27 protein-coding genes are annotated in these 24,217 nt (G+C 56.2%); 19 read left to right on the top strand and 8 right to left on the bottom strand.

The window, feature by feature from the left end:
- Nucleotides 1-27 precede the first annotated feature (27 nt).
- Both ACFO1S_RS27135 and ACFO1S_RS27130 read right to left on the bottom strand, forming a co-directional pair.
- Nucleotides 28-153, bottom strand: coding sequence for a hypothetical protein (locus ACFO1S_RS27135; RefSeq protein WP_378127920.1), 126 nt, complete (start codon nt 151-153; stop codon nt 28-30).
- Entirely contained in the window at nt 131-622 is a 492-nt protein-coding gene (locus ACFO1S_RS27130; protein WP_378127919.1) for a hypothetical protein, read from the bottom strand. Before ACFO1S_RS27130 ends, ACFO1S_RS27135 begins: the two co-directional genes overlap by 23 nt.
- A gap of 233 nt (nt 623-855) precedes the next feature.
- On the opposite strand from ACFO1S_RS27130, the gene ACFO1S_RS27125 reads away from it, so the two are divergent.
- The 7 genes from ACFO1S_RS27125 (at nt 856) to ACFO1S_RS27095 (ending at nt 5,963) form a co-directional block, all read left to right on the top strand.
- Nucleotides 856-1,692, top strand: coding sequence for a helix-turn-helix domain-containing protein (locus ACFO1S_RS27125; protein ID WP_204604562.1), 837 nt, complete (start codon nt 856-858; stop codon nt 1,690-1,692).
- 102 nt (nt 1,693-1,794) lie between these two features.
- Entirely contained in the window at nt 1,795-2,820 is a 1,026-nt protein-coding gene (locus tag ACFO1S_RS27120) for an ABC transporter substrate-binding protein (RefSeq protein WP_204604561.1), read from the top strand.
- A gap of 115 nt (nt 2,821-2,935) precedes the next feature.
- On the top strand, nt 2,936-3,733 hold the full coding sequence (locus ACFO1S_RS27115; RefSeq protein WP_204604609.1) for an HAD-IIB family hydrolase: 798 nt from the start codon (nt 2,936-2,938) through the stop codon (nt 3,731-3,733).
- Entirely contained in the window at nt 3,717-4,010 is a 294-nt protein-coding gene (locus ACFO1S_RS27110; protein ID WP_204604560.1) for a DUF2277 domain-containing protein, read from the top strand. Before ACFO1S_RS27115 ends, ACFO1S_RS27110 begins: the two co-directional genes overlap by 17 nt.
- 108 nt (nt 4,011-4,118) lie before the next feature.
- Nucleotides 4,119-4,616, top strand: a complete 498-nt coding sequence (locus tag ACFO1S_RS27105; RefSeq protein ID WP_204604559.1) for a DinB family protein — start codon at nt 4,119-4,121, stop codon at nt 4,614-4,616.
- 50 nt (nt 4,617-4,666) lie between these two features.
- Nucleotides 4,667-5,668 (top strand): helix-turn-helix transcriptional regulator, encoded by a 1,002-nt coding sequence (locus ACFO1S_RS27100; RefSeq protein ID WP_204604558.1) that lies wholly within the window; start codon nt 4,667-4,669, stop codon nt 5,666-5,668.
- The gene (locus ACFO1S_RS27095; RefSeq protein ID WP_204604557.1) at nt 5,661-5,963 is read left to right on the top strand and encodes a putative quinol monooxygenase; all 303 of its coding nucleotides are present in this window, start codon (nt 5,661-5,663) and stop codon (nt 5,961-5,963) included. The genes ACFO1S_RS27100 and ACFO1S_RS27095 overlap by 8 nt, the downstream gene beginning before the upstream one ends.
- Nucleotides 5,964-6,254: 291 nt before the next feature.
- Here ACFO1S_RS27095 and ACFO1S_RS27090 read toward each other — a convergent pair whose 3' ends face one another.
- The gene (locus ACFO1S_RS27090; protein ID WP_204604608.1) at nt 6,255-6,848 is read right to left on the bottom strand and encodes a TetR/AcrR family transcriptional regulator; all 594 of its coding nucleotides are present in this window, start codon (nt 6,846-6,848) and stop codon (nt 6,255-6,257) included.
- 77 nt (nt 6,849-6,925) lie between these two features.
- Between ACFO1S_RS27090 and ACFO1S_RS27085 the strand changes: the two genes are divergently transcribed.
- The gene (locus ACFO1S_RS27085) at nt 6,926-7,567 is read left to right on the top strand and encodes a DUF2306 domain-containing protein (RefSeq protein ID WP_204604556.1); all 642 of its coding nucleotides are present in this window, start codon (nt 6,926-6,928) and stop codon (nt 7,565-7,567) included.
- Nucleotides 7,568-7,611: 44 nt separating this feature from the next.
- Here ACFO1S_RS27085 and ACFO1S_RS27080 read toward each other — a convergent pair whose 3' ends face one another.
- On the bottom strand, nt 7,612-9,738 hold the full coding sequence (locus tag ACFO1S_RS27080; protein ID WP_204604555.1) for a DNA topoisomerase III: 2,127 nt from the start codon (nt 9,736-9,738) through the stop codon (nt 7,612-7,614).
- Nucleotides 9,739-9,920: 182 nt separating this feature from the next.
- Between ACFO1S_RS27080 and ACFO1S_RS27075 the strand changes: the two genes are divergently transcribed.
- The 3 genes from ACFO1S_RS27075 (at nt 9,921) to ACFO1S_RS27065 (ending at nt 12,996) form a co-directional block, all read left to right on the top strand.
- The gene (locus ACFO1S_RS27075; RefSeq protein WP_204604554.1) at nt 9,921-11,360 is read left to right on the top strand and encodes a hypothetical protein; all 1,440 of its coding nucleotides are present in this window, start codon (nt 9,921-9,923) and stop codon (nt 11,358-11,360) included.
- Nucleotides 11,361-11,478: 118 nt separating this feature from the next.
- The gene (locus tag ACFO1S_RS27070; protein WP_204604553.1) at nt 11,479-11,811 is read left to right on the top strand and encodes an antibiotic biosynthesis monooxygenase family protein; all 333 of its coding nucleotides are present in this window, start codon (nt 11,479-11,481) and stop codon (nt 11,809-11,811) included.
- 162 nt (nt 11,812-11,973) lie between these two features.
- A complete protein-coding gene (locus ACFO1S_RS27065; RefSeq protein ID WP_204604552.1) occupies nt 11,974-12,996 on the top strand; it encodes a LamG domain-containing protein in 1,023 nt (340 codons plus the stop codon).
- Between the two features lie 156 nt (nt 12,997-13,152).
- On the opposite strand, the gene ACFO1S_RS27060 is transcribed toward ACFO1S_RS27065, so the two are convergent.
- Complete coding sequence (locus ACFO1S_RS27060) at nt 13,153-13,482, bottom strand: ArsR/SmtB family transcription factor (protein ID WP_204604551.1); 330 nt, start codon at nt 13,480-13,482, stop codon at nt 13,153-13,155.
- Nucleotides 13,483-13,505: 23 nt separating this feature from the next.
- Complete coding sequence (locus ACFO1S_RS27055) at nt 13,506-15,140, bottom strand: helix-turn-helix domain-containing protein (RefSeq protein ID WP_204604550.1); 1,635 nt, start codon at nt 15,138-15,140, stop codon at nt 13,506-13,508.
- Between the two features lie 150 nt (nt 15,141-15,290).
- On the opposite strand from ACFO1S_RS27055, the gene ACFO1S_RS27050 reads away from it, so the two are divergent.
- From ACFO1S_RS27050 to ACFO1S_RS27030, 5 genes are all read left to right on the top strand, one after another.
- A complete protein-coding gene (locus ACFO1S_RS27050) occupies nt 15,291-16,304 on the top strand; it encodes an ABC transporter substrate-binding protein (RefSeq protein ID WP_204604549.1) in 1,014 nt (337 codons plus the stop codon).
- An 89-nt stretch (nt 16,305-16,393) separates the two neighbouring features.
- Nucleotides 16,394-17,401, top strand: coding sequence for a FecCD family ABC transporter permease (locus ACFO1S_RS27045; protein ID WP_204604548.1), 1,008 nt, complete (start codon nt 16,394-16,396; stop codon nt 17,399-17,401).
- A gap of 219 nt (nt 17,402-17,620) precedes the next feature.
- Nucleotides 17,621-18,430 (top strand): FecCD family ABC transporter permease, encoded by an 810-nt coding sequence (locus ACFO1S_RS27040; RefSeq protein ID WP_378127916.1) that lies wholly within the window; start codon nt 17,621-17,623, stop codon nt 18,428-18,430.
- A gap of 43 nt (nt 18,431-18,473) precedes the next feature.
- Nucleotides 18,474-19,289, top strand: a complete 816-nt coding sequence (locus tag ACFO1S_RS27035; protein WP_204604547.1) for an ABC transporter ATP-binding protein — start codon at nt 18,474-18,476, stop codon at nt 19,287-19,289.
- Between the two features lie 13 nt (nt 19,290-19,302).
- Nucleotides 19,303-20,088, top strand: coding sequence for a hypothetical protein (locus tag ACFO1S_RS27030; RefSeq protein ID WP_204604546.1), 786 nt, complete (start codon nt 19,303-19,305; stop codon nt 20,086-20,088).
- A gap of 323 nt (nt 20,089-20,411) precedes the next feature.
- On the opposite strand, the gene ACFO1S_RS27025 is transcribed toward ACFO1S_RS27030, so the two are convergent.
- Nucleotides 20,412-21,686 carry an EAL domain-containing protein gene (locus ACFO1S_RS27025; protein WP_204604544.1) on the bottom strand — a complete coding sequence of 425 codons (1,275 nt, stop codon included), beginning with the start codon at nt 21,684-21,686 and terminating at the stop codon, nt 20,412-20,414.
- A 154-nt stretch (nt 21,687-21,840) separates the two neighbouring features.
- On the bottom strand, nt 21,841-22,128 hold the full coding sequence (locus tag ACFO1S_RS27020) for a transposase (RefSeq protein ID WP_378127940.1): 288 nt from the start codon (nt 22,126-22,128) through the stop codon (nt 21,841-21,843).
- A gap of 150 nt (nt 22,129-22,278) precedes the next feature.
- Here ACFO1S_RS27020 and ACFO1S_RS27015 point away from each other — a divergent pair, with 150 nt between their 5' ends.
- The 3 genes from ACFO1S_RS27015 to ACFO1S_RS27005 are packed head-to-tail and all read left to right on the top strand — an operon-like array spanning nt 22,279 to nt 24,156.
- Nucleotides 22,279-22,665 (top strand): GntR family transcriptional regulator, encoded by a 387-nt coding sequence (locus ACFO1S_RS27015; protein WP_204604542.1) that lies wholly within the window; start codon nt 22,279-22,281, stop codon nt 22,663-22,665.
- A complete protein-coding gene (locus ACFO1S_RS27010; RefSeq protein ID WP_204604541.1) occupies nt 22,662-23,543 on the top strand; it encodes an ABC transporter ATP-binding protein in 882 nt (293 codons plus the stop codon). The genes ACFO1S_RS27015 and ACFO1S_RS27010 overlap by 4 nt, the downstream gene beginning before the upstream one ends.
- Nucleotides 23,524-24,156, top strand: a complete 633-nt coding sequence (locus tag ACFO1S_RS27005) for an ABC-2 transporter permease (RefSeq protein WP_204604540.1) — start codon at nt 23,524-23,526, stop codon at nt 24,154-24,156. The genes ACFO1S_RS27010 and ACFO1S_RS27005 overlap by 20 nt, the downstream gene beginning before the upstream one ends.
- Nucleotides 24,157-24,217 lie beyond the last annotated feature (61 nt).

Raw genomic sequence — 24,217 nt, 5'->3', positions numbered from 1 at the left:
GCGTTTTTTGCTATTTGCTAGACAATGCTATAGCTTGCTCATCTGCTCGATCAGCATATCCACGCCTTCTTCCACGAGATAAGGCCCGTAGTTCCATTTCTCCCGGCTGACGTTATAGATTCGGTTTTGGTTAACGTACGGGGGAACGTTCATAGCGGGCTTGAGTTCCCGGCCATAGCGTCACGATCTGCAGCAGAAGTCCCAAGGCGATATAGAAGATATGCACGAGAGCCGCTATCTGGATGAGATACATCTGCACGGCAATCCATATGATCAAGGCAAAGCCGGTGTATAAGGAGAACGTCCACGACCAGATCTTGTCGCGGAAGGGATTCAAGCGCTCGGCAAAGGGGAATTTCCAATGTGCATAGAGAGAGGCCGCCACGATCAAGGGAATAATTCCGAAAAAAATGAACAGCAACAGTCCAGGAAGCAGGAAGCTGCGGATGGGAAGCCAGTCCAGATAGGAAAGAGGAAAACCCAGCAGGCCCCCGGCAGGATCGAGAATCAGGGCCAGGCCTCCGTAGATCGCGCCCAGCGACAAGAACAGGTGTAAGACGATCAACGTCCATGACTTGGGATGGCGGGTGCGCTGCATCGGGGCAGAGGAAGGGGATGTCATTGCTTAAACCTCCTTAAGAAAAGTCGATATTCGGAAGATTAGACAAAGGATAACACTCTCCCGAGCCATGCGCGATGATATATCGCACAAAATGGCTTTGAGTTCAGGTACAATTCCGAATTTGAACGGAGATTAGTTTCGTCGTTGGCGCGAGGCTGATCTATAATGGGACAATAAGCGGATACGGGAAGGTTTATGCACTTCCGCCGAAGGAACGGACGCGAGGTGATGAAGTGGGGTACCCTTATGAGGAGTTGGCGCAGGACTTCGCGAAGATTCCCTTGGATGTATTTGGCGCGTATCGGACGCAGCTGGATGCCGACCGGATGTATACCGGTCATGTCAGTCAGCCGACGAGCAAGTGCGCGATCGTGATGGGGCTGAGCGGACAAGCGGAGTTTGTATTCGACGAGGAGCAGCGCTACCGGCTTGAGCCGGGCAAGGTGCTGTTAGGCGGCCTCGGCAAGAAACTGGAGATTCACGTTGGACGGGAGGGCTTCGAGTACGGGCTGGTTCATTATCTCCCCGTCCTCTCTAATATGCGGGATGCATTTCGGTTAACGGAAGTATCCGTGCTGTGTTCTGCCTTTGATCCTGAAATCAGACAGCTGCTGGAGCAATTGATGCAAGCCGCTTCCTCGCCCGGCAGCATGGGCATGCTGGAGAAGAAGGCGATTTTTTATCGTCTGCTGCACCATCTGCTTCAATCGGAGCGCCTTCGGCAAAATCAGGAAAGCTATCCGCTGATCGATGAAGCGATGCAGTATATTCGGATGCACCATGCTGAGCCGCTGACGCTGGAGAGATTGGCGGAGAGATACAGAATCAAGGCGAAATATTTCTCTTATCTTTTTCGTAAATATGCGGGCATCGGGCCGATCGATTATTTGATTCAGCATCGGATGAATCTGGCGAACGAAATGCTGGCAACGGGCCAATTCTCCGTATCCATCGTCGCCAAAAGCGTGGGATATGCGGACGCCTATTATTTCAGCAGGCTCTTCAAGAAACGCATGGGCGTGCCGCCCGGTCAGGTCGGCCTGTATCGGAAGCGAAATCGTCCAGTATAGATTCGGGAATTCCTCTATTTTCTTTGCGCGGATAGGATGATAAGGTTCTAATTGATATTGAGAATCGTTATCATATACCGGAAAACAGAGAGGATGCCCCCCATGAATGTTCGTATTCGACCACTGACGATAGTTGCCCTGGTATTAAGTCTTGCGCTGATGCTCAGCGCCTGCTCCGGCAAGAATGGCGAGCCTTCGACATCTTCAAGCGCCAGTCCTGAGCCGACGATTGCGTCAAGTCCAAGCCATGAACCATCGCCAGCCAGTCCTTTCCCTAGAACGATCAGCGCCGCTAACGGAAGCATTACGATTCAGGAGGCGCCGAAGAAGGTGGCAGTCGTCCACTGGGGCTATACGGATTCTATGCTTCTTTTTGACCTGGATTCGCTGGCAGTCGTGCTGCCCTTCACCGAGAAGCAATCCGTTCTAAGCACGGAAAGCTACAAGCCCTACATCGATCGGCTGGACGAGTTGACCATTGTAGGCGAGAACACAAGCGTGAACCTGGAGGCTTTGCTGGCTTATGCCCCCGATTTGATTATTGCCGGCAACGCGACCAACACGGAGATAACCGCCGAGCTGGAGAAAATCGCCACAACCGTTATCCTCGATGAGGAGAAGGCAAACATCTGGGGAGATTGGCCGTCGGTCGTCACCGCGTTCGGTGAAATACTTGGACAAGAGGACGCTGCGGAGAAGTATATTGCCGAATATCGCGAGCTTCTGAGCACTGCCAAGGAAAAGCTGACCCAAGTGGAAGGGTCGGTAGCCTTCGTGCAGGTCAGGGAGAAGGCGGTATGGCTGCAAGGAACCGATTATTTGAAGCCTTATTACGAGGGGCTCGGCTTAAAGGCTCCGGAAGGCGAAGAGGCGAGTAACGGCGCCGAGATCACGCTGGAAGGCTTGAGCAAGCTCGATCCGGATCATCTGTTCCTGGGCTATTTCAATTACAGCGACAAGTCCATTCCGGCCTTAACGGACGAGTGGGACGACAGCGCCGTATGGAGCAAGCTTAAGTCCGTTCAGAAGGATCAGCTCTATGCCATTAACGGAGAGCTTGCTCTCGGCTATGGTCCGATCGGCAATACGTACGGCGTCAACGCCGTATTGGCAGCCCTGGATAAATAAAATCGCTTCTTGCCGCCGTCGGCTCTGTCGCATGCTTACCTTGCGCAGAGCCGATTTCTCGTGAATAATGTGGTTAGCTAACGCTGCAGACGACAAGCGGGATTGGGGCGCGGGGATGAATTTCGTATTCGATTTGGACGGCACGATCTGTTTTAAAGGGAAGCCGGTGACGGCAAAGCTGCTGGAGGCGCTCGAACGCCTTGAGGCCAAGGGGCATACGGTTTTCTTCGCCTCGGCCAGACCGATCCGGGACATGCTTCCGGTGCTCGATCGGCGGTTTCATCGGCATACGCTGATCGGAGGGAACGGATCGTTGGTTGCTCGGCGAGGAGAGCTGGAGCACGCCGTTCCGTTCTCGCCGGAGCAGAGGGAAGCGCTGCAACGGCTGCTGAAGGAGCATGAGGCGACTTTCTTGATAGACGGAGAGTGGGATTACACCTATACCGGCGCAGCCGACCACCCCATTCTGGCGAATGTCGATCCTTCCCGGCTGGCGAAGAGAATCGGGCTGGAAGCGCACAAGGCGATTGTGAAAGTATTGATTCTAACGTCCAACGACATGGAGGGGCTTGCGAAGAAAGCGGCGGAGCTTGGCGTTGTCGTGCATCGTCACGGGAAAGAGAACGTGCTGGACGTCAGCCCTCCGAACGTTGACAAGTGGGGGGCGCTCGCAGGGCTTGCCGTGAAGAAAGGCGGCTATGTGGCATTCGGGAACGATGCGAATGACATCACGCTATTCATGAACGCCAAGTATTCGGTCATGATCGGCCATCATGACGAGCTCTCGCAATATGCCGCGGAAGCTCTGCCGCTGGGGGAAGACATCGAAGACCGTATCGCAGAACGACTGGACAAGCTGTCCGAGCATTGGGCAGCAATTGAGGAGGCGGGCACGCATGTGCAGGAATATTAAAACGCTGTTTAATTTCGATCCTCCGGCTACGCCGTACGAGGTGCAGGCTGCGGCCATTCAATTCGTGAGGAAGCTGTCCGGCTTTAACCAGCCTTCCAAAGCGAACGAGGCCGCCTTCCAGCTTGCCGTCCAGGAAGTGACCGATGCCGCGCAGAAGCTGCTGGATTCGCTGGTCACCCATGCTCCGATGAAAAACCGCGAGCTCGAAGCGGAACGCGCGCGCGCGAAGTCCGTTCTAAGGTTCGGCTCGGGACGTATCGCCGATTCGGAAGAATGACCGGGAAGCCGGTTTTGGCGCCATGAAATTAAAAGTAACTGACCGTTTCTGTCAGGGATGAACGGGTATACTGCATCTGAGTATATTCACGATCCAGGGGGAATGGACATGTTCAAATCAATTGAGGATTTTGCGGTGGAATGGGAGCAAGAGGCGGAGCTTACGAATCGGGTGCTTATGGTCTTAACGGACGACTCGTTGGGTCAAGCCATCATCTCCGGTCGACGGACGCTTGGCGACGTAGCCTGGCATCTGGTCGCTTCGATTCATTACATGACCGCTATGGGCTTGGATTTTCAAGGCCTCCCGGAAGCTGCGGCAAGGCCGGATTCCGCCGAACGGATCGCCGGAGAGTATCGTCGTATCAGCTCGGCTATGCTTGAGGCGGTGAAGACGCAGTGGACCGCCGATCGCCTTCAGGATAAGCAGATGGTCGGAGGGGAAGTCTGGGAGAACGGCGCTTCGCTTAGATTTACACTCATGCATCAGGCCCATCACCGAGGCCAGATGACCGTCCTGATGAGACAGGCGGGGCTGCGGATACCCGAGGTGTACGGCCCGACATACGACACCTGGGTAGAACAAGGCCGGGAGCCGTTGAGTTGAGCTGACCGAGCAGGAAGAGGGAGAGTCTGCGGGGAAAGAAGGGGTGGCGAGTGACCAAAGCGGATAACATGCTGGCGATTCTGTGGAGACTTCAGTCCGGAAAGCGGGTGACCGCCGGACAGCTGGCGGAGGAGCTGGAGGTTCACGTGAGAACCGTGTACCGCTGTATCGATTCGTTATGCGCCAGCGGGGTTCCCATCATCGCGGATTCCGGTCCGAACGGCGGTTACCGGATCCTTCCCGATTTCGCAAGCTCTCCGCTGGCTTTCGACGATGAGGAGAAGAAGGGGCTGGTTCATGCCGCCGTATTCGCGACGGAAGCGGGGTATCCTTATTCGCAAGCGCTCGCCCGCGCGGTAGACAAGCTGAGGCGATACTCGAATGAGCGGCAATTGGATCGGCTGGAGCGCCATAGCGGCGGAGTGTCCGTCATCTACCCGCCCTTAGAGGGCAAACACCAGGCCTTGCTGCAAATGCTGGAGGAAGCGTCCGGCGAAGGGCATACGGTTGAGATGGAATATGATCGAGGCAGGGGAGAGGCTTCGCCGCCCCGATTGTTCGATCCCTACGGAATCGTGTATTGGAAAGGGAATTGGTATGCCGTCGGGCATTGCGCCTATCGGGGAGAGCTGAGAAGCTTCCGCGTCGATCGCATCCGGCGGTTAAACGCGACGGAAGGCCGCTTCGAGCGGCCGGCGGCATTTTCCGCGAAGGACTTTCTGCTGGGGCGGCTGCTGCCCGCCGCAGCCGATGCTCCCTTGCTGGAAAACGTGCGGATTGAAGGACACGATCGGGCGTTAAACGAGCTGTGCCGTCACTGGCTATTCGGCCATGCGCTCACGGAACGCGGTCCCGGAGAGGCTGTCTTCCAGCTGGAGCGCTCTACGCTGCATACGTATGTGCCTTACTTCTTGCTTCCCTACGGCGCGGCTTTGAAGATCCATTCGGAGCTTCTCGTTCGAAGGATGGCAGAGGTTAGCGCGAAGGTGTCGGAGCATTATCAAGCGATGTTCGACGAAATGAATTCAAGGGGGAAGGAAAGCGTTGAGTAAATTCGTTATGCTGGGCAAACTGACGGCGCATCCCGGACAACGGGACGAGCTGGCGCGGCTTATGCTGGAATCTTCGGAATCGTTGGAGGCGATGGAGGGCTGCTTGCAGTATATTCTGAGCGAGTCGGCGGACGAGCCGGACGTGTTATGGATTTCGGAAATCTGGGAAAGCGCCGAGGCGCATGCCGCATCCTTGAAGGATGAGAACGTATTGGCCATCATCAGCCGCTGCCGTCCGCTGATCGCGGCGGTAACGCCGGTGAAGCTGCGTGCCCTTGGCGGCAAGGGATTATAATTCCGCAGGCAGCGCGCAACCTTTAGCCGATGGACAGTCTCACATGCGAGGCTGTCTTTTTTGTTGCCGTAAAGTCGCCGTGCGCCGTGACGGATCGCGGCTTTATGGAGGAGCCTTCTGCTCCATGCCATGAGTCGCCCCGAGTTGTCGGGGCGGCCATTATGTTTTGGCAGGTTCCGCAAATTTGTCACACAAACCAGGTTTACAGGGAGGAGGGAGTCGATTACGATAAAAAAGACCGGACGGTTCGGTCCATTGGGAGGAGGAGATAACCCGAAGATTGCATTTGTTTTACACAGGGGCGAAGGTAGACAGCCACCTCTGGATCTGTGTCTTTGAATTGCGCACGTGCTTATTGTCGCGGGTCAGCCTGCTAGCCATAATGCCTCCCTCGATAGACGAGAAGATGAAGGTGGCGGCGGATAAGGAGTCCATATTGGACACGAACTCTCCCGCGGCTTTGCCCTCTTCGATGATGCTCTGGATAAACCCGGACATTTGCTCGTAAGCGGCCACCGCCGGCTCGCGCAGCACGGGGAAGGAATGATCGCTCTCAATCGCCGTATTCAGGAATGGGCAGCCGCCTTGCATCGGAGGATTGTGCACGGTGTCGCTGTAAACCTCGCACATGGCGGTAATTTTCTCGGTCGCAGTCCGACAGCCCTCTATCGCCCGCGAGAAATGCTCCCAGAGGACCACTCCCGCATACTTGAACGCTTCCAACGCGATATCTTCCTTGCCGGGGAAGTTGCGGTAGAGACCGCCCTTGGTTAGTCCGGTGGCGTCCATAATATCTTGCATCGACGTTGCGGCATATCCCTTCTGATTGAAGAGCTCTGCTGATTTCATGATGATATGAAGCTTCGTTTTTTCGCCCTTGCGCATCGGTTTACGCACTTCCTTCCCGTTCCTGTCGTCTTCGGGCGGCAAGAAACAATTGACGAGAGAGAGGAACAACAATCATGTTTGCCAGTAAGCGGTTATATGGGCTGCTGCTTGCCGCTGCAGTCGGCCTAAGCGTCTATGCCCTCTATTATAATTTCGTGTATGAACCCGAAGCGACGGGTTTCTTGGAGCACAAGACAGGCTTGGAGCGCACCGTTAATGTCCCGGTTTGGTTAAATGTCATGTACGTCCATGTAGGCTTTGCCTGCCTGGCTCTGTTGTCCGGGGCAGTGAACTTCTCTGTGCGCATTCAGACGAACAGGGTCAAGCTCCATAGGGTCAACGGTTACGTTTATTTGGTTGCTGTGCTCGCGGTCGTTCTAACCTCCGGCTATATGGCCCCGTACGCGACAGGGGGAAAAGCGGCCAGTATGGCGTTTAATCTCATGAATCTGCTCTGGCCCGGCATGACGATCGCGGCGATCGTGCAGATCCGCAAGAAACGCGCAGACCGTCATCGTAAGTGGATCATTCGCAGCTACGCCTTCTGCTTCACCAATGTCTCCATACATCTGCTTACCGCCGCCTTGACTTCCGGCTTAGGCTTGACCTATGCGACAGGATACACGATCGCGATCTACGGCACGATAGTCTTGCTGCTTGCTCTTGCCGAATTATTCATTCGCAGGGGCGGACGGAGAACGCAGCCGGGCCGCTGAAGGCTCGTTTCCGCCCATACCATCGCTTTCTCGCTTGGGGAAGATTATTTGTCCTTCTTTTCCATCGCCGCTTTAAGAAGCTCTCCCAGATTGGAGCCCAGAGATTCTTGCTCCTTGGCGTATTGGCTGACAAGACGCTGCTGCTCGCGCTTGTTCATATGCGTGCTGTCCTTGTTCAGCGTCTCCGTCAGACCGCAGGGCAAGCATTGCACGTATTTGCCCGCTTTGCCTTCCTTGAGCAGCATTTTTTTGTGGCATTGCGGACAGCGGCGGTTGGACAGCTGCTGCTGGTCTGAGCGGCGATAGCCGCAATCGTCGTTCGGACAGACGAGGAGCAGCCCGCGTTTCGTCTTCTTCTCCAGCATGCGCGTGCCGCAGTCGGGGCAATGGCTGGATGAGACGTTGTGCGGAACGTACGAGGCCTCGCTGCTTTTGACGCCGCTTACCAGCTCGCGAGCCATATCCCGTATGCCTTTAAGAAACGGATCGGGCTTGCCTTGTCCCCGTGCAATTCGTTCCAGCTCGGCCTCCCAGCGGGCCGTGAGCTCCGGCGTGCGGAGATCGGCGGGAGCAAGCTCGATAAGCTGCTTGCCTTTGCCGGTCGGATGCAGCAGGCTGCCCTGACGCTCGATCGTGTCGGAGCTGACCAGCTTCTCGATGATATCCGCGCGCGTAGCGGGCGTGCCCAGACCATGCTTCTCCATCTGCGTTAGCAGGGCGGCTTCGTTATAGCGCTTAGGAGGCGACGTTCTTCCGGTCTGAATCCGGCATTGCTTCACCTCAAGCGATTCTCCCTCCCGAAGCTCGGGCAGTCTGGCCGATGCGTCCTCCGCCTCCTCGCCTTCCTCGTCCTCCTCCAGCGCCTGGCCGTCGTAAACGACGCGCCAGCCGTTGTCCTTTATGGTCGTGCCTTTGGCCGACAGAGTCTCTCCGGCTATCTCCACCGTTACGGCAACCTGGTCGAAGCGGGCCGGACCGTAGAACAGGCTGATAAACCGTCGCACGATCAGATCGTACAGCTTGCGTTCCTCCGTGCTGAGCGCGTTCAGCATCACCGCCTGCTCCGTAGGAATGATCGCATGGTGGTCCGTCACCTTGCTGTCGTCCACGACTCTTCTGCTTATGGGAAGCGTCCCCCGGAGAAGCGGTCGCGCCAACGGCGCGTAAGGCCCGATGGCTATGCTGGACAGACGTTCCTTCAAGGTGTCCGCCATGTCCGAGGTGAGATAGCGCGAATCCGTCCTCGGATAGGTGACCAGCTTGTGCTGCTCGTAAAGCCGCTGCAGCACATTGGATGTCATTTTCGCAGAGAAGCCGAGCAGCCGGTTCGCGTCCCGCTGCAGCTCCGTCAGGTCGTAAGCGAGCGGGTGGGGCACGGTCTTCTCGCTTTTCTTCAGCTTGACGATGCGTCCGGCGCGGCCGGACAGCTTCTCCTGCAACGCTTGGGCCTTCGTCGCGTCGAAGATTCGGGAATCCCCGTTCTCCCCCCGCCACAGCGCCTCGAATTGCCCGAAGCTCGCGCGAAGCTGGCTGTACTCCTCCGAGCGGAAGGATAAAATCTCCTTCTCCCGCTGCATGATCATGCCGAGAGTCGGAGTCTGCACGCGCCCGGCCGACAGCGGCGAGCCGAACTTGCACGTCAAAGCACGGGTAACGTTCAGCCCGATCATCCAATCGGCCTCGGCGCGGCAACGGGCAGACTGGTACAGCCGCTCGTACTGGCTGCCCGGCTTCAGGGAGGCGAAGCCTTCCTTGATCGCTTTGTCGGTTTGGGAGGAGATCCACAGCCGCTGGAACGGCTTTTGCCATTTGACCATGTCGATAATCCATCGGGCGAGCAGTTCTCCCTCCCGCGCCGCATCCGTTGCGACGACAAGCTCCCCGACATCGGGTCTGCGCATGAGCTGCTGCACCGCTTTGAATTGGTGGCTGCTCTCTCGAAGCACCTTCAGCCTCATCCGATCGGGCAGGATCGGCAGATCCTCCAGCGCCCATGTTCCCAGCTTCCCGTCGTAGTCCTCCGGCTCCGCCAGGCCTACGAGATGGCCGAGCGCCCAGGTTACGATATATTTAGGTCCTTCAATGTAGCTTTTATTTTTAGCATGGCTCCCCATCACGCGCGCGATTTCGCGGGCAACGGATGGTTTCTCCGCCAATATCAATGTTTTCATCGTTTTACAACGACCTCCCTTCCTCGGGTAATTATACTATTTTGCGCAGGATTATGGTATGTTGGGCAAGACAGCATGGATCTGTGAACATGGGCGGACGAGCATCGAAATGGCTTTATATTCGGTTCCGCTGACAAGAGCGATAGCATGAAAGAGAGGTCAAGGGAGTGCCGATGATTACGATGAAGAGAGCAGTGTCCGCAGGGATTGCGCTGGTATTGCTAATCGGGGCCGCGATGTTCGGCGTATCGCCGGCTTCGGCTGCATCGCGGAGCGATAATCAAGCGAAAAAGGCTGCGCTTGAGACCCAATACGGGGTGCGCATTTCGTTCGAGCAAGCGCTGGCCAACGATCAGACGATACAGGGCCGTTTGCTGGATACGCTTCGCGAGCAGCTGGACCGTTTTCCCGCAGGACTGATCAAGGAAGCGACGGACGGCCTTCGCGCCAAGAAGGTGGCTTCCGCGATCTACGTCAGAGCTTTTACAGAGCGGGACAACCCGGCCCTGCACGGCAGTTTCGGCGTAGAGAACGGGAAAGCGACGCTCACCTACCGCGCTGCCGGAGGCGTGCTGGAGGATTGGGTCGTATCTCATGAGATGGGGCATCTGATTCATGAATACTTGCGGAGAGGCCCGGACGCGAGCGCCATTCAGAAGACGTGGGTCGGGTTCAACGGCAGCTACGTCTACAACAAAAATTGGGCATCGATTAAAGGCGACCACGAGCTCGTGTTCGCCCGGGAGTACGGCTCGGCCAGCTACTCGGAGGATTTCGCGACCATCGTGGAGGACTTGATCTACAGACCGGACAATGTTCGAATTCGCTTGCTGGATGCACCCAAGAGCGGATATGCCCGCAAGATTGCCTATCTGACCCAATTGCTGCAGCAGAGAACGAAGGCGATTCCCGCAGGCGGCCAGCCGTGGAAGAGAGCGGTTCCCGAACGGCCGTCAGATGACCTGGCGCAGATTGCGAGCGCCGCTTTCGACAAGGGGCTGATTCCTTCGGGAGGCACATTCGAATGGGCGGGATACGCGACCGATTTCAGGGGGCTTTATCAATCGAGCATGTCGAAGCATGACTTCGCCCAGCTGATCGCGGCCTTCATGGAGCGAAGAACGGGCATGACGCTGGAGGAGCTTGCGAAAGAGAAGGGGAAATACACCAAGTGGAAAACGACCGGGAGTATTTCCTTTAACGGCAAGCAGAATGTCATGAAGGAGACGACCAATTATCCGCTGAACGATATCGAGGATTTCCGGGTCTTCCATCTGTACAAGCTGGGAATCGTGGACGGGATTCGGGATGCAAGCGTGAAGTCCGGTACTTATCGGCAGGTGGATGCTCATTGGATCTATGAGCTGCAAGGTCTCTCCAGCTTGAAGTTCGAGCCTGAACGGGAAATTACCCAAGGACAGGCGTTGCAAATGCTGGAGCGCATGACGAAGCTACTGGGGCTGTCTTCGGCCGGGGCGGATCGGCTCCGTCTGGTCGGGCGGAAAGGCGTACGGTTCGAGAGTGCCTATGCGGCGCTGGCGGAGCTGTGGGATACAAATGCGAGCTCGCTGCCGGAGGCGAATGATGCTTTGGACGACGTGCAGGCAGAGTTGGGACAGTAGCTTGCGCGTCGTCGCTGGAGTAAGGAAACCGTAAGCGGCCTTTTAGGGCTGGTAAGCGAGGTTGAGCGGAAGCAGATCGGTAGAGCCAAATCTGTATTCAAAGGAGAGGAGATTGGCTATGGCAGCAACAGGTCAAGGCAAGGAGGGCCCCTATTACGCCGTTATTTTTTCCAGCCAGCGCACGGAAGGAGATAACGGATATGGCCGCATGGCGGATGAAATGGAGGAAACTGCTGCCCGACAGCCCGGCTTCATCGGTATTGAAAGCGTTCGTGATGCGGCGGGAGCCGGGATTACGATCTCCTATTGGGAGAGCATGGAGGCGATCTCTCAATGGAAAAGCCATGCAGCGCATCGGGCGGCTCAGGAGCAGGGCAAGCGGCAATGGTACGAAAATTACGAGGTCAAGATTTGCCGGGTGGAACGGGAGTACTCGTATAAGAAACAGTAAACGTGCGGAAGCGCGTGTCCTACGAAAGCAAGCAGGGCAGGCGGCGCTTCTGTTTTTTATTGCTGGACAAGCTGGGCAGGGCGGAGATTGACGAAACGGGGTAATGACTATTACGGCTAATAAATATTAATTTTTCTATGACGATTATGGAGGGATGAAGAGATGTTCAGGCTTGAAAGGGATTTAATCGAAGATGCAGCGGGCTTCGATCTTGGCGAATCGGGGGCCGTTCCCGGAGAATATCTGGGAAGGAAGGCGCTATATTTGGAGAAGCCGGGAGCGACCATATGGCTGTTGGAGGAGGTTCCGTATACGAGCTGTCGCATCGAGATCGAGGTAGCCATACCCGGACCGGTCGGATTCGCCGGCATCGCCTTTAACGCGCAGGACGAACGAAATTATGAGCTGGTCTATCTTGGGCCGATAGAAATTCAATATGATCCGATATGGAACGGATCGATGACATGGCAGATCTATAACGGCCCGCTATATCAGAAGCCGTTGCCGGATATGACGGGAGCTTGGTTCAAGCTCGCCGTAGAGGTGCATCCGGAAGGGGCGATCGTATATCTCAATGACGACCCGGAGCCGCAGCTTGTTCTGTCCAACCTCCAGCATGGAGGCGAGAGAGGCCGAATTGGCTTGTGGAGCTTCCTGCCCGCCTATGCGTCCCGCTTGAGTGTCACGGAGCTTCCTCCCGCACCGTTGGAGAGGAGAGCGACAGACCTGCAGCGGCTGGCCGAGGAGGGCTATGTTGTGGAATGGCGCGTATCGTCCCCTTACCTTCAGGATGAACAGCTGGAAGCGTATGAGGGGTGGATGAAGGCGACGGTGGAGGAGAACGGGACGCTGAACCTGAATCGCCTGTATGCGGCGCAGCACGGCGTAACGGTCCAAGTCGAAAGCGCGTTCGAGCTTCCGGAAGAGACGGAGACGATTCTAAGCTATGGATACAGCGATTGCATTCGGCTATGGATCAACGGGGAGGAAGTTCATGAAGGAGACTGGAGGTGGCGTCCTCCGGCAAGCGACGGGCGTATCGTGAGCGACTTCGGAAGCGCGTCCGTGCGCTGGCGCTCCGGCATCAATACGATTCGCGCCGAATTGACCAACTGCGAGGCTTTCGGATGGGGAATATGCGTGAAGACGGGACTGCCTGCCGTGACCTATACGAACGGCAAATAATCAGAAGCCGACCCGCCCTGCGAGTCGGCTTTGTTTGAACGATCAGAAAGGATAAGAATCTGACCCCTGTATACTCATCTGATAGCGCAGTACAAAACGGCTGCCGCCGGCCTAAGGACGGCGAGCCGTTTTTACTTGCGCGAGCGCGAGGTTCCGCTATTCGACAATCTCGTTCGATTGCTGCAGCTCGTGCAGATAGTCGTCCAGACGATCGAATCGGGCCTCCCAGACTCCGCGGAACGTCTCCAGCCAGTCGTTCAGCTCTTGAAGCGGCTGGGGGCGCAGCCGATAAATACGCCGATTGGCAATCGGCTGGACTTCAACGAGGCCGGCTTCGCTAAGCACGCGGAGATGCTTGGAGGCTTGGGGCTGCTGAAGGTGCAGTCTGTCGGCGATCTCTCCGACGGGGCGCGGACCGTCTCTGAGTAATTCTACAATGTGCAAGCGATGCGGCTCAGCTAGAGCGCTTAAGGTCATTGTGTTCATGATATCAATATACCATAAAGCCGTCAGCTTAGGGCATTAGGCCTACTGTCCAGCAGATTGACGAGCTGGTCGATAATTCGGGTTCTCCCCGGCGGAGTGAAGCTGTCGATCAACCAATTGTTCACGAAGGGAGCGCGGGAGTTCCGAACCGCGGGAATGGCGTGCCATTCCGATGTGCTGCGAAGCTGCGCGAAGCTATGCTCGACTTCTGCGGAATGATCGAATTTGTTGATGAATAAATAATCGGATTGCAGCCCTTCGAAGCTCTCCGGCGCGAGCTCCACTCTCATCCGGTTGCGCGGAACGGCGCTTCCGGGAGTCAGCCGGAGCTCCGAATAGAGGAGCTCGTTGAGAGGATGATGCACCGCGCCTTGAATCCTCACCCGGTCGCCGGTAATCTGCATGAACGTCACGCTTGTTCGGGGAAGCGTCGCGCTTAACCGGGAGCGGGCAACCGACGTTTTGTCCTCCAGCACGCGGATGAGCTGCTCAGCCTCGGCCTCGCGGCCGACAAGCTCGGCGATCCTCGTTAAAGTCACCTTCCAGTCCAGGTGAAGGCCTATGGAAACAGTCGGAGCGACGGTCTTCAACAGCTCGGTGTAGCTCCGATGGTAATAGTCGACCAGGATGAGGTCCGGCTTGGCAAGCCGGAGCTCGTTCATTCGGGCGTCAAGCTGTCGGCGATGCTCCGTCTCGTTCATGGAAGGCCCCTTATAGCAATCGAACAAGGCGATAGGTTCGACGCCCAACGACCCCAGGTGGCTCTCCAACCCGATGAAGGTCGCTACGGCGACTTTCAGTCTTTCCCGTTTAATATAGAGTGTCGGGGCAAGGCCGACCTGCTTCTTGAACATTCGGCTGAAGTAATATTCGCTGCCGAAGCCGCATGCCGCCGCGATCTCCTTCACCGAGCTGCGCGGAGAGAGCCGCTGCTTGGCCTTCTCTATTCGCAGCCGGTTCAGGTAATCGGTGGGCGACAGAGAGGTAGCCCGCTTAAAGCTTCTGCAGAAGGCGTTGGGCGTCAGGTTTTCCAGCTCGGCCAGCGTTTCCCGGTCGATTCTTTCGTGGAAATGCTCATGCATGTAAGCAATGCTCAGCTCAACGCTCCCGGCGGTCGTCCGTCTATCCCGCCGAGCTTGTGCCTCGACGTCAGGCTTTGCCGCGTCCGCGATGATTCTGGCCAGCAGCGCTTGCAGATGAAGGTCCAGAGCGGGAGGAGGCTCCAGTCCCCGCTGCCAGCCGTCATATAAGCGGAGGATGTCGTCCAGCGCTTGTCCGGGTTCGCGCAGTCGGGTCATGCCGCAAGGCAGTCCGAAGGGTTGAGGCGGTCCGCCCTCGGGCAAGACTTGCCAGCCGGATGCTCCCGGCGCGAGCACGACGACTTCCGTCTCCACCGAGTAATACTCGATCTCCGGATCAAGCGCCTCGGCCTCCGCGGATAGACCGGGAGGTATGACGATCATACAAGCGGGGCCGAAGGAGCAGAGGCTTCCATCCAGCGCTATCGAGCCTGAGCCTCTCACCACATAACAGAGCAAGCAGTTGGCTGTCGATCGAGCTGCGAGCGTCCACCGGCCGGCTTCGCGGAATTTCTCCACGGAGGATAACAAATAGAGCGCTCTTCCCGAAGGTTTCGAGCGAGGGGTTGAATTGCGCATGACGACACTTCCTTCCGTGATTTCCGGCATGTACGGGTTGATCGATACAAGAAATCGGATAGTTCAGGACATGGACGGACTTAAGGGCGATGATTATCATTTTAACTGATAACAAAAATCATTCTCAACATAAAAAGGGAGAGAAACTTCATGATTCGCCATCGCCTGTCTGCCGTTCTGCTTGCTATGCTGCTTGTTACGCTTGCCCTGTTAACCGCTTGCGGTTCCAATAAAACCGCCGAGCCGTCGGCCTCCTCCAGTGCGAAGCCCTCGGCAAGCGCTTCGGCTCCGGCAACCGCTTCGGCTCCATCCGGAGCCGAAGCAACGATAGAGATTGAACATTTTATGGGCAAAACAAAGGTGCCTGCCAATCCCCAGAGAGTCGTCGTGCTTGTGAACGACGCAGTGGAAGCGACGTTGGCTCTTGGAATCAAGCCGGTCGGCATGGTCAAGGCGTGGGGCGTAAACGACAAGTACGATCACCTTAAGGATCAACTCGAAGGCACGGAAATCGTCGGCGACGAGAATCAGCCTAACCTCGAAGCGATATCCGCCCTTAAGCCCGATTTGATTATCGGCAACAAGCTTCGCCAGGAGAAAATCTACGATCAGCTATCCAGCATCGCGCCGACGGTTTTCTCGGAGCGGACGAATTCGGACATGTCCAAAAATTTCAAGCTGTATGCGCAAGCTCTTAACCGGGAAGCGGAAGGGACTCAGAAGCTGGCCGAGTTCGAGAAGCACGTCTCCGACCTGAAGGCCAAGCTGGGGGACAAGGCGAACGCCAAGATCTCGCTGGTCCGCTTCTATCTGGAGGATAAGGTTCGTCTTTATTATCACGATACTTTCCCTGGAGGCATCTTGAAGCAGGTAGGCTTGCAACGTCCGGACAGCCAGAATAAAGAAGAGTTCGCTGATATTATCGGCAAAGAAAGAATTCCCGAAGCGGATGGAGATTACCTCTTCTACTTCACGCTTGAGGATGCCAAGGGACAAACCTCCGCAACCGAGAAGGCTTGGCTGGAGGACTCCCTGTGGAAAAATCTGAACGCCGTAAAACAGGGTAAGGCCATCAAGGTCAATGACGGGGTCTGGAACTCTTCGGGCGGAATCATTGCCGCCAATCTGATGCTGGACGATCTGGAGAAATATTTGCTCCAATAGCGTTTGCCGCTTGTGGCCCGTATCCGGGGGGATTCGCCCTTGGGTTACGGGCTTGACTCACATCTCAGCGGAAGAAAGGTTTCGGTCTTATGCTATTGCGAAGCAACGCCCGGAGAACTGGAGGGATTCTGTTCGGGGCGGGAGTTTTGTTTTTGTTATTTTTGGTCAGCAACGTATACGGCTACGCAAACACGAACTGGGAGAGTTTTGTTGAAGCTTACCGCCATTATGACGGCTCAAGCAGCGAGCATATCATCATTCGGGAGGTTCGCCTGCCTAGGGCGATCACGGCTGCGCTGGTCGGCTCGGCGCTCGGACTGGCGGGAGCGATTATGCAGGCCCTGACGCGCAATCCGATGGCTTCTCCGGGCGTGCTCGGCGTAAACTCCGGAGCGGGACTCTTCGTTGTGGCCGTCGTGTCCTGGATGCCTGCGGCTTCCTCATTCATGCTGGGCTGGTTCGCATTGCTCGGCGCAGCTGCGGCCGCTGTTGCGGTGTATGCGATCGGCTCGGCGGGACTGGAGGGACTGACGCCGCTTAAGCTGACCTTGGCGGGGGCGACGATCGCTGCCTTGTGCGGCTCGTTCACGGCATCTCTTCTGATTGCGGACGAGAAGACGCTGGAAAGCTTGCTTTTCTGGTTAGCGGGCTCGGTGGAAGGAAGAAGGCTGGAGCACATCGGGCCGATTGTGCCATTTCTGATTGCCGGCTTCGCTCTGTCAAGCGGATTAGGCCGTTCCCTGAATTTAATCGCGGTAGGGGAGGATACGGCGCAGGGCTTGGGGCAGAACACGCTTCGCGTAAAGCTGATCGCCCTGGCCGCTGTGGTTCTGATGGCAGGCGGCTCGGTAGCGATGGCCGGTCCGATCGGCTTCGTCGGACTGGTTGTTCCTCACGTCGCCAGAAGGCTTGTAGGCGTCGACTATCGCTTCGTTCTCCCCTGCTGCGCGGTGCTGGGAGCCATTCTGCTCACCGGAGCCGATATCGCCGCTCGTTTCATCGCATTTCCCAAGGACCTTCCCGTAGGCGTCATGACAGCGATGATCGGAGCGCCGTTCTTCATATGGCTAGCTAGGAAGGAGTGGGGGAGATCGTGAGTCGATATGCCACTCTTCGTCTAAGACGTCTGAGGGTATCGCTGCTGCTGGATAAGCGGGCGATCTGGATCTTGCTTGGTCTGAGCATGGTGTTGCTTGCGCTTGCCGTCATCAGCATTGGGGTCGGAACGTTAAGCATCCCCCCGTCTCAAACCGTACGGATATTGCTCGGCGGCCAGAATGCGGCAATGGAGTCGAATGTCGTTTGGAATTTCTCGCATGCCCAGGCTATTGCTGGCGGTGATGGCGGGAATGGCTCTGGCGCTCGCGGGCGCGATCCTTCAGGCTGTCGTGCGCAATCCGCTCGCCTCTCCCGATATTATCGGGGTTACGAGCGGGGCCGCGATGAGCTCTGTGCTGTACCTGGCGTTGTTCCAGGTTACGACAAGCGTGAAATGGATGCCCTTGTTCGCCTTTGCGGGCGCTGCGGTCGTATCGGCATTCATTTATTTCGCATCGTGGAAGAAAGGGATTTCCCCTATTCGAATGATTCTGGTCGGTCTCGGCGTCAGCGCCTTGCTTGAAGCGCTCAAAACCTTGTTTATGATCTTCAGCCCGATTATTGTCGCCAGCCAAGCTAAAGTCTGGATTACAGGAACGGTCTATGGAGCCACCTGGCAAACGGTTAACTCCTATTGCCCTTGGCTGCTGCTTATAATTCCGCTGCTGTTCATCCTGGCGGGAAAGCTGAACCTCCAGCCGCTGGGCAGCGAGCTGCCGACCCTGCTGGGGGGGCGCATTCAGCTTCAACGGCTCGTTCTCGTCGGCACGGCAGCGGCGCTTGCGGGCTCATCGGTAGCCTTCGTCGGCTTAATGTCGCCGCATATCGCCAGGAGACTGGTAGGAGGGGCGCATGGCGTGCTCCTGCCGGCAGCGGCGCTCGTAGGGGCTATTCTGCTCGTGGCCGCCGACTTGGCGGGGCGCACGCTGTTTGCTCCGAGAGATGTGCCCGCAGGTGTGTTCACGGCGATTATCGGAGCCCCCTGCTTCCTCTATCTGCTGGCGAAGCAAAAAAAGAAACGGGCTTGAGAAGACAGGCTCAAGCGGTTCGGCATAAGGAGATGATGATCGAATGGACGCAATATCGGCGGAAGCCCTTACGTTGAGTTACGGAAACACGACTGTAATCGATCAACTGGATTTACGAATTCCGCAAGGTCGAATCAGCGTCTTGATCGGGAGCAACGGCAGCGGCAAGTCGACGCTGCTCCGTTCATTCGCGAGACTGCTCAAGCCGGAGCGAGGGACGATCTTGCTGAACGGGCATAATATCGCCCGGCTTTCATCCAAGGAAGCCGCCCGGCGGATGGCCGTGCTGCCGCAAGGGCCCGCATTGCCGGAAGGCCTCACTGTACTTCAGCTCGTGCGGCTGGGACGCAATCCTTATCAAGGCTTCTTGCAGCAATGGACCGAGGAAGACGAACGGCAAGTCGGATTTGCGCTTCAGGCTGCCAGTCTGGAGGGGCTGGCCGAGCGTCCTGTTGATTCTCTCTCCGGCGGACAGCGGCAGCGGGCGTGGATCGCTATGATTTTAGCGCAGAATACAGATATCCTGCTGCTGGACGAACCGACGACGTATTTGGATATGGCGCATCAGGTGGAGATTTTGAACCTGCTGTTCGAGCTTAATGAGCGGCATGGGCGTACGATTGTTATGGTGCTGCACGATCTGAACTTATCCTGCCGATACGCGCATCATATCATTGCAGTCCAAGACAAAGGCATTCATTCGCAGGGGGCTCCGGAGAAGATCGTCACCAAGCGCATGATCCGGGAAGTATTCGGAATGGAGTGCGAGATCGGTACGGATCCGCTGTTCGGCACTCCTGTGTGCATTCCTCATGGCCGAGGAAGGCATATCTCTCCCAAGCAGGCTTATGCCAAATAGGGGGACAATCGGAATGAGCAAAGCGGCCGAAGAGACATGGATGGCGCCTTACCGCATCATTAGAGGAGAAATACCTAAGGGAGCGGAGGAGCTTCCTCAGACGGATATGGCCGATTCAGAGAAGCTTCTGGCGTTTCTAAGCAAAATAGGAGCGGAGCTGAAGTCGCCTGCCGCGCAGGTGACCGGGTCGTTGTTCATGAAGCGTTACGGGTTGTTGGTTGCGGGCGCAATGCACGGCTATATGCGAAGACGGCAGGCCATGGACCTGTCGCCTGAACGGGTGACCTTGGCCTGGCGAGAGGGCGAGCTGTCCTTTCGGGTTGACGGCGAGCTTGCACTCTTGACGGAGAGCGGACCGGATTCGACGAAGTCGGCTGTTTCGGCTGGATACCTCGACCGTCTATTTGCCGAGCAGGTTTGTTTTGCGCTGACCAGCATCGCCCGGACTTGCCGGAACGCCGAACGGAAGCTGTGGGCGACATTATCCTACTCGCTCTATTACTGGACGACGGCGTGGCTATCGGAGCCAGGGCTGGGAAAGGGCGAAAGCCAATTCATCCAGCAGGATTATGCCGAGCTTCTAAGCCCGGGAGGAGCGGACAGATTCCCCGGAATGTCAGGCAATCCTCTGACTGGACGGTTCCGGATGGCAGCCGTGCCGGGCAAGCCCGATGGAAGGCTGGCGATTCGGTCGGAATGCTGCCTGCTCTACTGTTTGCCTGGGAAGGACAGGCATTGTCTTACTTGCCCTAGGATTACGGACGAGCAGAGGCTGGCCAAGCTGCAGAGCGCCACATAAGAGAAGAACCGTTTCAAGCCGCCTATGGCTTGAAACGGTTCTTTTTGCGAAGGAGTGTCGTACCTCCTTCGCCCCAATGGTTTGTGTCGGTAAAAAAAGTTGCATCGTCCCCTGCAGCTTCTGTCAGGGAAGGCGCTGTTAATCCTTGTCTTCCATTTTGTTTTCTTATTTTTATATTTAAGAGGGTGTAAACATGACCAGCCCTTACTGTACCAATAAGAACTGTAAGATTTCTGTACATTACTACGAAACAGTAAAAATCCTGCCTCGCTCTTTCGGCCGAAGACAGGATTTAAGGAATAACTTTTGCTGAAAGCGGGAGGTTACTCGGTAACGTCGGCCAGGTCCAACAACAGGACAAGCTCGCCGTCGAGGGGGATGGACACGGTGCGTATCCATGCATGGGTATCCAGATCGGCATATTTGGCCGATACTTTGGCTTCGACGACAGCTAAGCTGTCGTGCGTGAGATGAGGGATAAAGTAGGGCCGCCAGCTCCAGTCCGCATTGCGGTACTCAAGATTGGTCTCCCAACGGTCGACGTCGATTCGATAGTGATTGGCGGACACCTGTATTCCCGTCGTGCGGCATAGATATACGCGTTTGCAAGAAGCCTCCAGTGTCGGCAGCAGAAGCCGAATCGCTTCATCGGCCCATTCGGTCAGATTCGGTTCATTCAGAGCAGTCGCGGCGGTCATCTGGGCCGTGTAAGCTTGCAGAAACTCGCGAATTCCCGATTCGTGAACTTTCCTGACTAGACAGTTGCCGATTTCCTGCCACAACTGTTTCTTTTCCTTGACGTAAACTCGGTTAGCGTCCAGTTCGGCTTCGATCAACGGAGTGAACGAATGGCTTTCTCTGAAGTCCGGCTCGGCGGGGGAGAACAGATAGCCTTGAACGTACCTCGCTCCCGCTTGAATGGCGCGCTTCAAGTCCTGCGTCGTCTCTACGCCTTCGATCAGGAGAGAGGCTCCGATTTGTTCGGCCAGGTTGGAGAAGGAACGCAGAACGCCAAGATATCCGCTATGAGAGGCGCTTTTTTTCATTAAATGAATATCGACCTTCAGCAGATTAGGCCGAATTCTCGCAATACGATCAAAGTTGCTGAAGCCGGTGCCGATATCGTCAATGGCAAGCAGACAGCCAGCCGCGCGGTACAAATCCACAATTTGGGTCAATTCCGACATCGAATCTCCGAACTCGTCCTCCGTAATTTCAATGCATACATGACGCGGGTCCACGCGGTACTTGCTCAGCAGCTGCAGCGTATGGAGCTCGCCGGTGCTTTTGTAATGCTGGTAAATCCACGAAGGCTTCAGGTTGAGAAACAGAATAGGCGGCTTCGGGAGCCCGTTAAGCTTAGCGATTGCCTGCTCGCGCAGCAAGCGGTCTATTCGGACATGCTCTTCTACCGACACGCCGGAGTCGGCGAAGAACGGACCGAGGCTGCGAACGGTTCCGTTGACTTGTTCCCGTCCAAGCGCCTCGTAGCCGACGATCCTGCGCGATTCCATCGCAATAATCGGCTGATAGTAGGCTAGCAATTGCCCCTGAGGGTAGTGCGGAGAGACTCCGTCGATGTCTGATAAGTTGCGCATAGAGGCCCTTTCCGATCGTGGTTATGTTATATAACGTAACATATGCTCTTTGTTCTGATTGTATAGAAGCTTGAGCAATCCCACAATAGGAAATTCGAAAGGCCGTCGGAGGCGCGGCGAGCGAGGACTGTAGTTCTCATCGTACGGGCGCAATTCAATCTCGTTGGAAGATAAGCAGCCATATCCGGTAGATCAGATAGAGACCCAGGTAAGCCCCTGCGGTCAGGAACCAAGGATTAAGCAGCAAGGCGTGGATCGTCGTCATAAACACCGTATGCTCGCTCAGAACGTCGTACACTTTGGCGGCAATCAAGTTCCCGATGGCGATCGCGGCGATCAATGCCCCCACGCTCGCGATCAGCCTCGCTGCGGGGCGATCCTTAGAGCCCCAGGCCATGGCGGCGGGAATCAGGAGCGTGCTGCCGAACAGGAGCCAATGCATGTCCGTCACCTCAACCTCCAGTGTTGCCGATGCTTAGGGGGAGGATACGTATGAAATTAGATTTAGCTCCGAAGGACAGTTGACAATTATGTTTATAGTGTGTATATACTATATATACACTAAATCCAATTGTTAAGGGGGGGATCGCAATTGAATATACAAATTTCGAACTCCTCGGGAGAGCCCATCTATGAGCAAATCAGGAATGGGATTCGCGGCGCGATTCTGAGCGGGGAGCTTTCCCCCGGGACGCTGCTGCCCTCGATTCGTCAATTGGCGAAGGATCTTCAGATTAGCGTCATCACGACCAAGCGAGCGTACGAAGAGCTGGAGAGGGAGGGGCTGATCGATTCCATTGTCGGCAAGGGCTCTTACGTGTCCGGGGCGAATGAGGCCTTTATCCGGGAACAGCGCTTAAGAGACATGGAGAGCAAGCTTCAGGAGGCAATTAAGGAAGGGAAGTCGTTAGGTCTTGAGGTTGAGGAGATCATTGGGCATATTCGGCTGTTATATCGGGAAGGAGAGAGGGAAGCTTGAACACGATAGAAGTCAGAGGCTTAACAAAGAAGTTCCGGGGAGGCTTCGAGCTGGGGCCGCTCGATCTGAGCGTTCGCCAAGGCTACGTGACGGGGCTGGTCGGCCCGAACGGCGCGGGTAAAAGCACGATTATCAAGCTGCTCATGGGATTGTCTATTGCCAATGCCGGGGAAATACGCCTGTTCGGCGACCGAATGCCCGGGCGAGAGGCGGAGATCAAGGCGCGCATCGGCTTTGTATCCGAAGAAAACCGGCTGTATGAGCATCTGACCATCGAGGCGATGAGAAGCATCTATGCGCCCTTCTACAAGAGCTGGAGCGACAAAGCCTTTCGCGAATACACGGATCGATTCGAGTTAGCCTCCCGAAGCCGCATTCGTACCTTGTCCAAGGGGATGAGGATGAAGCTGGCGATTGCCTTTGCCTTGTCGGGAGGGGCCGAACTATTGATCATGGACGAGCCGACGGCGGGACTCGACCCCATATTCCGCCGCGAGCTGCTCGATATGCTGGCCGATCTCATGCAGGATGAACGCAAGACGATTCTGTTTTCCACTCATATCACGACAGACCTGGATCGGATTGCCGACTACATTGTGTTCGTGAATCGGGGACAGCTTGTATTCGACCAGTCAAGGGAAGAGATATTTGAACGATATGTACTAGTGAAGGGCGGAAAGGAGCTGCTGGACCGCGACATTCGGCAAGCGTTCGTCGGCCTCCGGGAGACGAGCGTCGGCTTCGAGGCGTTGTCCGGAGACAGGAAGCAAGCCGTTCGGTTGTTCGCCGGGCAGGCGCTGATTGAGACGCCCTCGCTGGAAGAGATCATGTACTACACGGCCAAAGGGGAAAATAAACATGCTGAACCTCGTTCGTAAGGATTTTTTCATCCTAAGATGGCAGTATGCGATTGTCGGGGTCTACGTCTTCTTCTACGGTTTGCTGATGACGGCGCCCGGAACGGCTTTGCTGCTTGGCGTGACGCCGCCTATTCTGATGATGATGATGACATCGAGGCTGGAGGCGAGAAGCCACGGCTTGCCGCTTGCGGGAACGCTTCCCGTAACTCGGGATCAGATCGTCAAGGCACGGTATATGACCGTTCTTCTTCAGACGGCGCTCGGCATAGGGGTTACGACAGCGATGAGCCTGTTCAGCCATTATGCATTGGGGCAAGAGAATGGCTTGTCCTGGGAAACAGTCGCATATGCGGTCGGTATCGTGCTGCTTTTCTCTTCTATCTTTTTGCCCGTCTACTATTGGCTTGGCGCTCAAGGCGCTCATCTCTTTGCGTTCGCCGCCGTCTTCCTGCTCGCCTTTGCCATCTTGGGATTAAGCGCCGCGGGTTCCGGACTGAAGCTCACGTGGGGATCTGAAATGATATCAAGCCTGAAGTTCGGAGGCCTTGTAGCATCTGTGTCGGGGCTTGCCTTCCTCTTGTCGGGGTGGCTCTCTCAGCGGATTTTTCGACGGAAAGACATGATAACCTGATGCGCTAGCGCAGCCTGAAAGGGCCCTATCAGCCGAATTCAAGCGGAGATGTCCGTCTGAG

The sequence above is a fragment of the Cohnella boryungensis genome (assembly GCF_042651945.1).
Lineage (GTDB): Bacteria > Bacillota > Bacilli > Paenibacillales > Paenibacillaceae > Cohnella > Cohnella boryungensis.
The sequence above is the reverse complement of the archived record's forward strand: the minus strand, read 5'-3'. Positions and strand labels throughout refer to the sequence as shown.

What these genes read in the sequence shown, in the direction of transcription:
- ACFO1S_RS27035 (WP_204604547.1), top strand. Translation starts at nt 18,474, where the DNA reads ATGGACGCAATATCGGCGGAAGCCCTTACGTTGAGTTACGGAAACACG.
- ACFO1S_RS27030 (WP_204604546.1), top strand. Translation starts at nt 19,303, where the DNA reads ATGAGCAAAGCGGCCGAAGAGACATGGATGGCGCCTTACCGCATCATT.
- ACFO1S_RS27020 (WP_378127940.1), bottom strand. Translation starts at nt 22,128, where the DNA reads ATGCATTGGCTCCTGTTCGGCAGCACGCTCCTGATTCCCGCCGCCATG.
- ACFO1S_RS27110 (WP_204604560.1), top strand. Translation starts at nt 3,717, where the DNA reads ATGTGCAGGAATATTAAAACGCTGTTTAATTTCGATCCTCCGGCTACG.
- ACFO1S_RS27040 (WP_378127916.1), top strand. Translation starts at nt 17,621, where the DNA reads ATGCCCAGGCTATTGCTGGCGGTGATGGCGGGAATGGCTCTGGCGCTC.
- ACFO1S_RS27050 (WP_204604549.1), top strand. Translation starts at nt 15,291, where the DNA reads ATGATTCGCCATCGCCTGTCTGCCGTTCTGCTTGCTATGCTGCTTGTT.
- ACFO1S_RS27025 (WP_204604544.1), bottom strand. Translation starts at nt 21,686, where the DNA reads ATGCGCAACTTATCAGACATCGACGGAGTCTCTCCGCACTACCCTCAG.
- ACFO1S_RS27105 (WP_204604559.1), top strand. Translation starts at nt 4,119, where the DNA reads ATGTTCAAATCAATTGAGGATTTTGCGGTGGAATGGGAGCAAGAGGCG.
- ACFO1S_RS27060 (WP_204604551.1), bottom strand. Translation starts at nt 13,482, where the DNA reads ATGAACACAATGACCTTAAGCGCTCTAGCTGAGCCGCATCGCTTGCAC.
- ACFO1S_RS27120 (WP_204604561.1), top strand. Translation starts at nt 1,795, where the DNA reads ATGAATGTTCGTATTCGACCACTGACGATAGTTGCCCTGGTATTAAGT.
- ACFO1S_RS27005 (WP_204604540.1), top strand. Translation starts at nt 23,524, where the DNA reads ATGCTGAACCTCGTTCGTAAGGATTTTTTCATCCTAAGATGGCAGTAT.
- ACFO1S_RS27080 (WP_204604555.1), bottom strand. Translation starts at nt 9,738, where the DNA reads ATGAAAACATTGATATTGGCGGAGAAACCATCCGTTGCCCGCGAAATC.
- ACFO1S_RS27045 (WP_204604548.1), top strand. Translation starts at nt 16,394, where the DNA reads ATGCTATTGCGAAGCAACGCCCGGAGAACTGGAGGGATTCTGTTCGGG.
- ACFO1S_RS27115 (WP_204604609.1), top strand. Translation starts at nt 2,936, where the DNA reads ATGAATTTCGTATTCGATTTGGACGGCACGATCTGTTTTAAAGGGAAG.
- ACFO1S_RS27090 (WP_204604608.1), bottom strand. Translation starts at nt 6,848, where the DNA reads ATGCGCAAGGGCGAAAAAACGAAGCTTCATATCATCATGAAATCAGCA.
- ACFO1S_RS27055 (WP_204604550.1), bottom strand. Translation starts at nt 15,140, where the DNA reads ATGCGCAATTCAACCCCTCGCTCGAAACCTTCGGGAAGAGCGCTCTAT.
- ACFO1S_RS27070 (WP_204604553.1), top strand. Translation starts at nt 11,479, where the DNA reads ATGGCAGCAACAGGTCAAGGCAAGGAGGGCCCCTATTACGCCGTTATT.
- ACFO1S_RS27085 (WP_204604556.1), top strand. Translation starts at nt 6,926, where the DNA reads ATGTTTGCCAGTAAGCGGTTATATGGGCTGCTGCTTGCCGCTGCAGTC.
- ACFO1S_RS27065 (WP_204604552.1), top strand. Translation starts at nt 11,974, where the DNA reads ATGTTCAGGCTTGAAAGGGATTTAATCGAAGATGCAGCGGGCTTCGAT.
- ACFO1S_RS27135 (WP_378127920.1), bottom strand. Translation starts at nt 153, where the DNA reads ATGAACGTTCCCCCGTACGTTAACCAAAACCGAATCTATAACGTCAGC.
- ACFO1S_RS27130 (WP_378127919.1), bottom strand. Translation starts at nt 622, where the DNA reads ATGACATCCCCTTCCTCTGCCCCGATGCAGCGCACCCGCCATCCCAAG.
- ACFO1S_RS27075 (WP_204604554.1), top strand. Translation starts at nt 9,921, where the DNA reads ATGAAGAGAGCAGTGTCCGCAGGGATTGCGCTGGTATTGCTAATCGGG.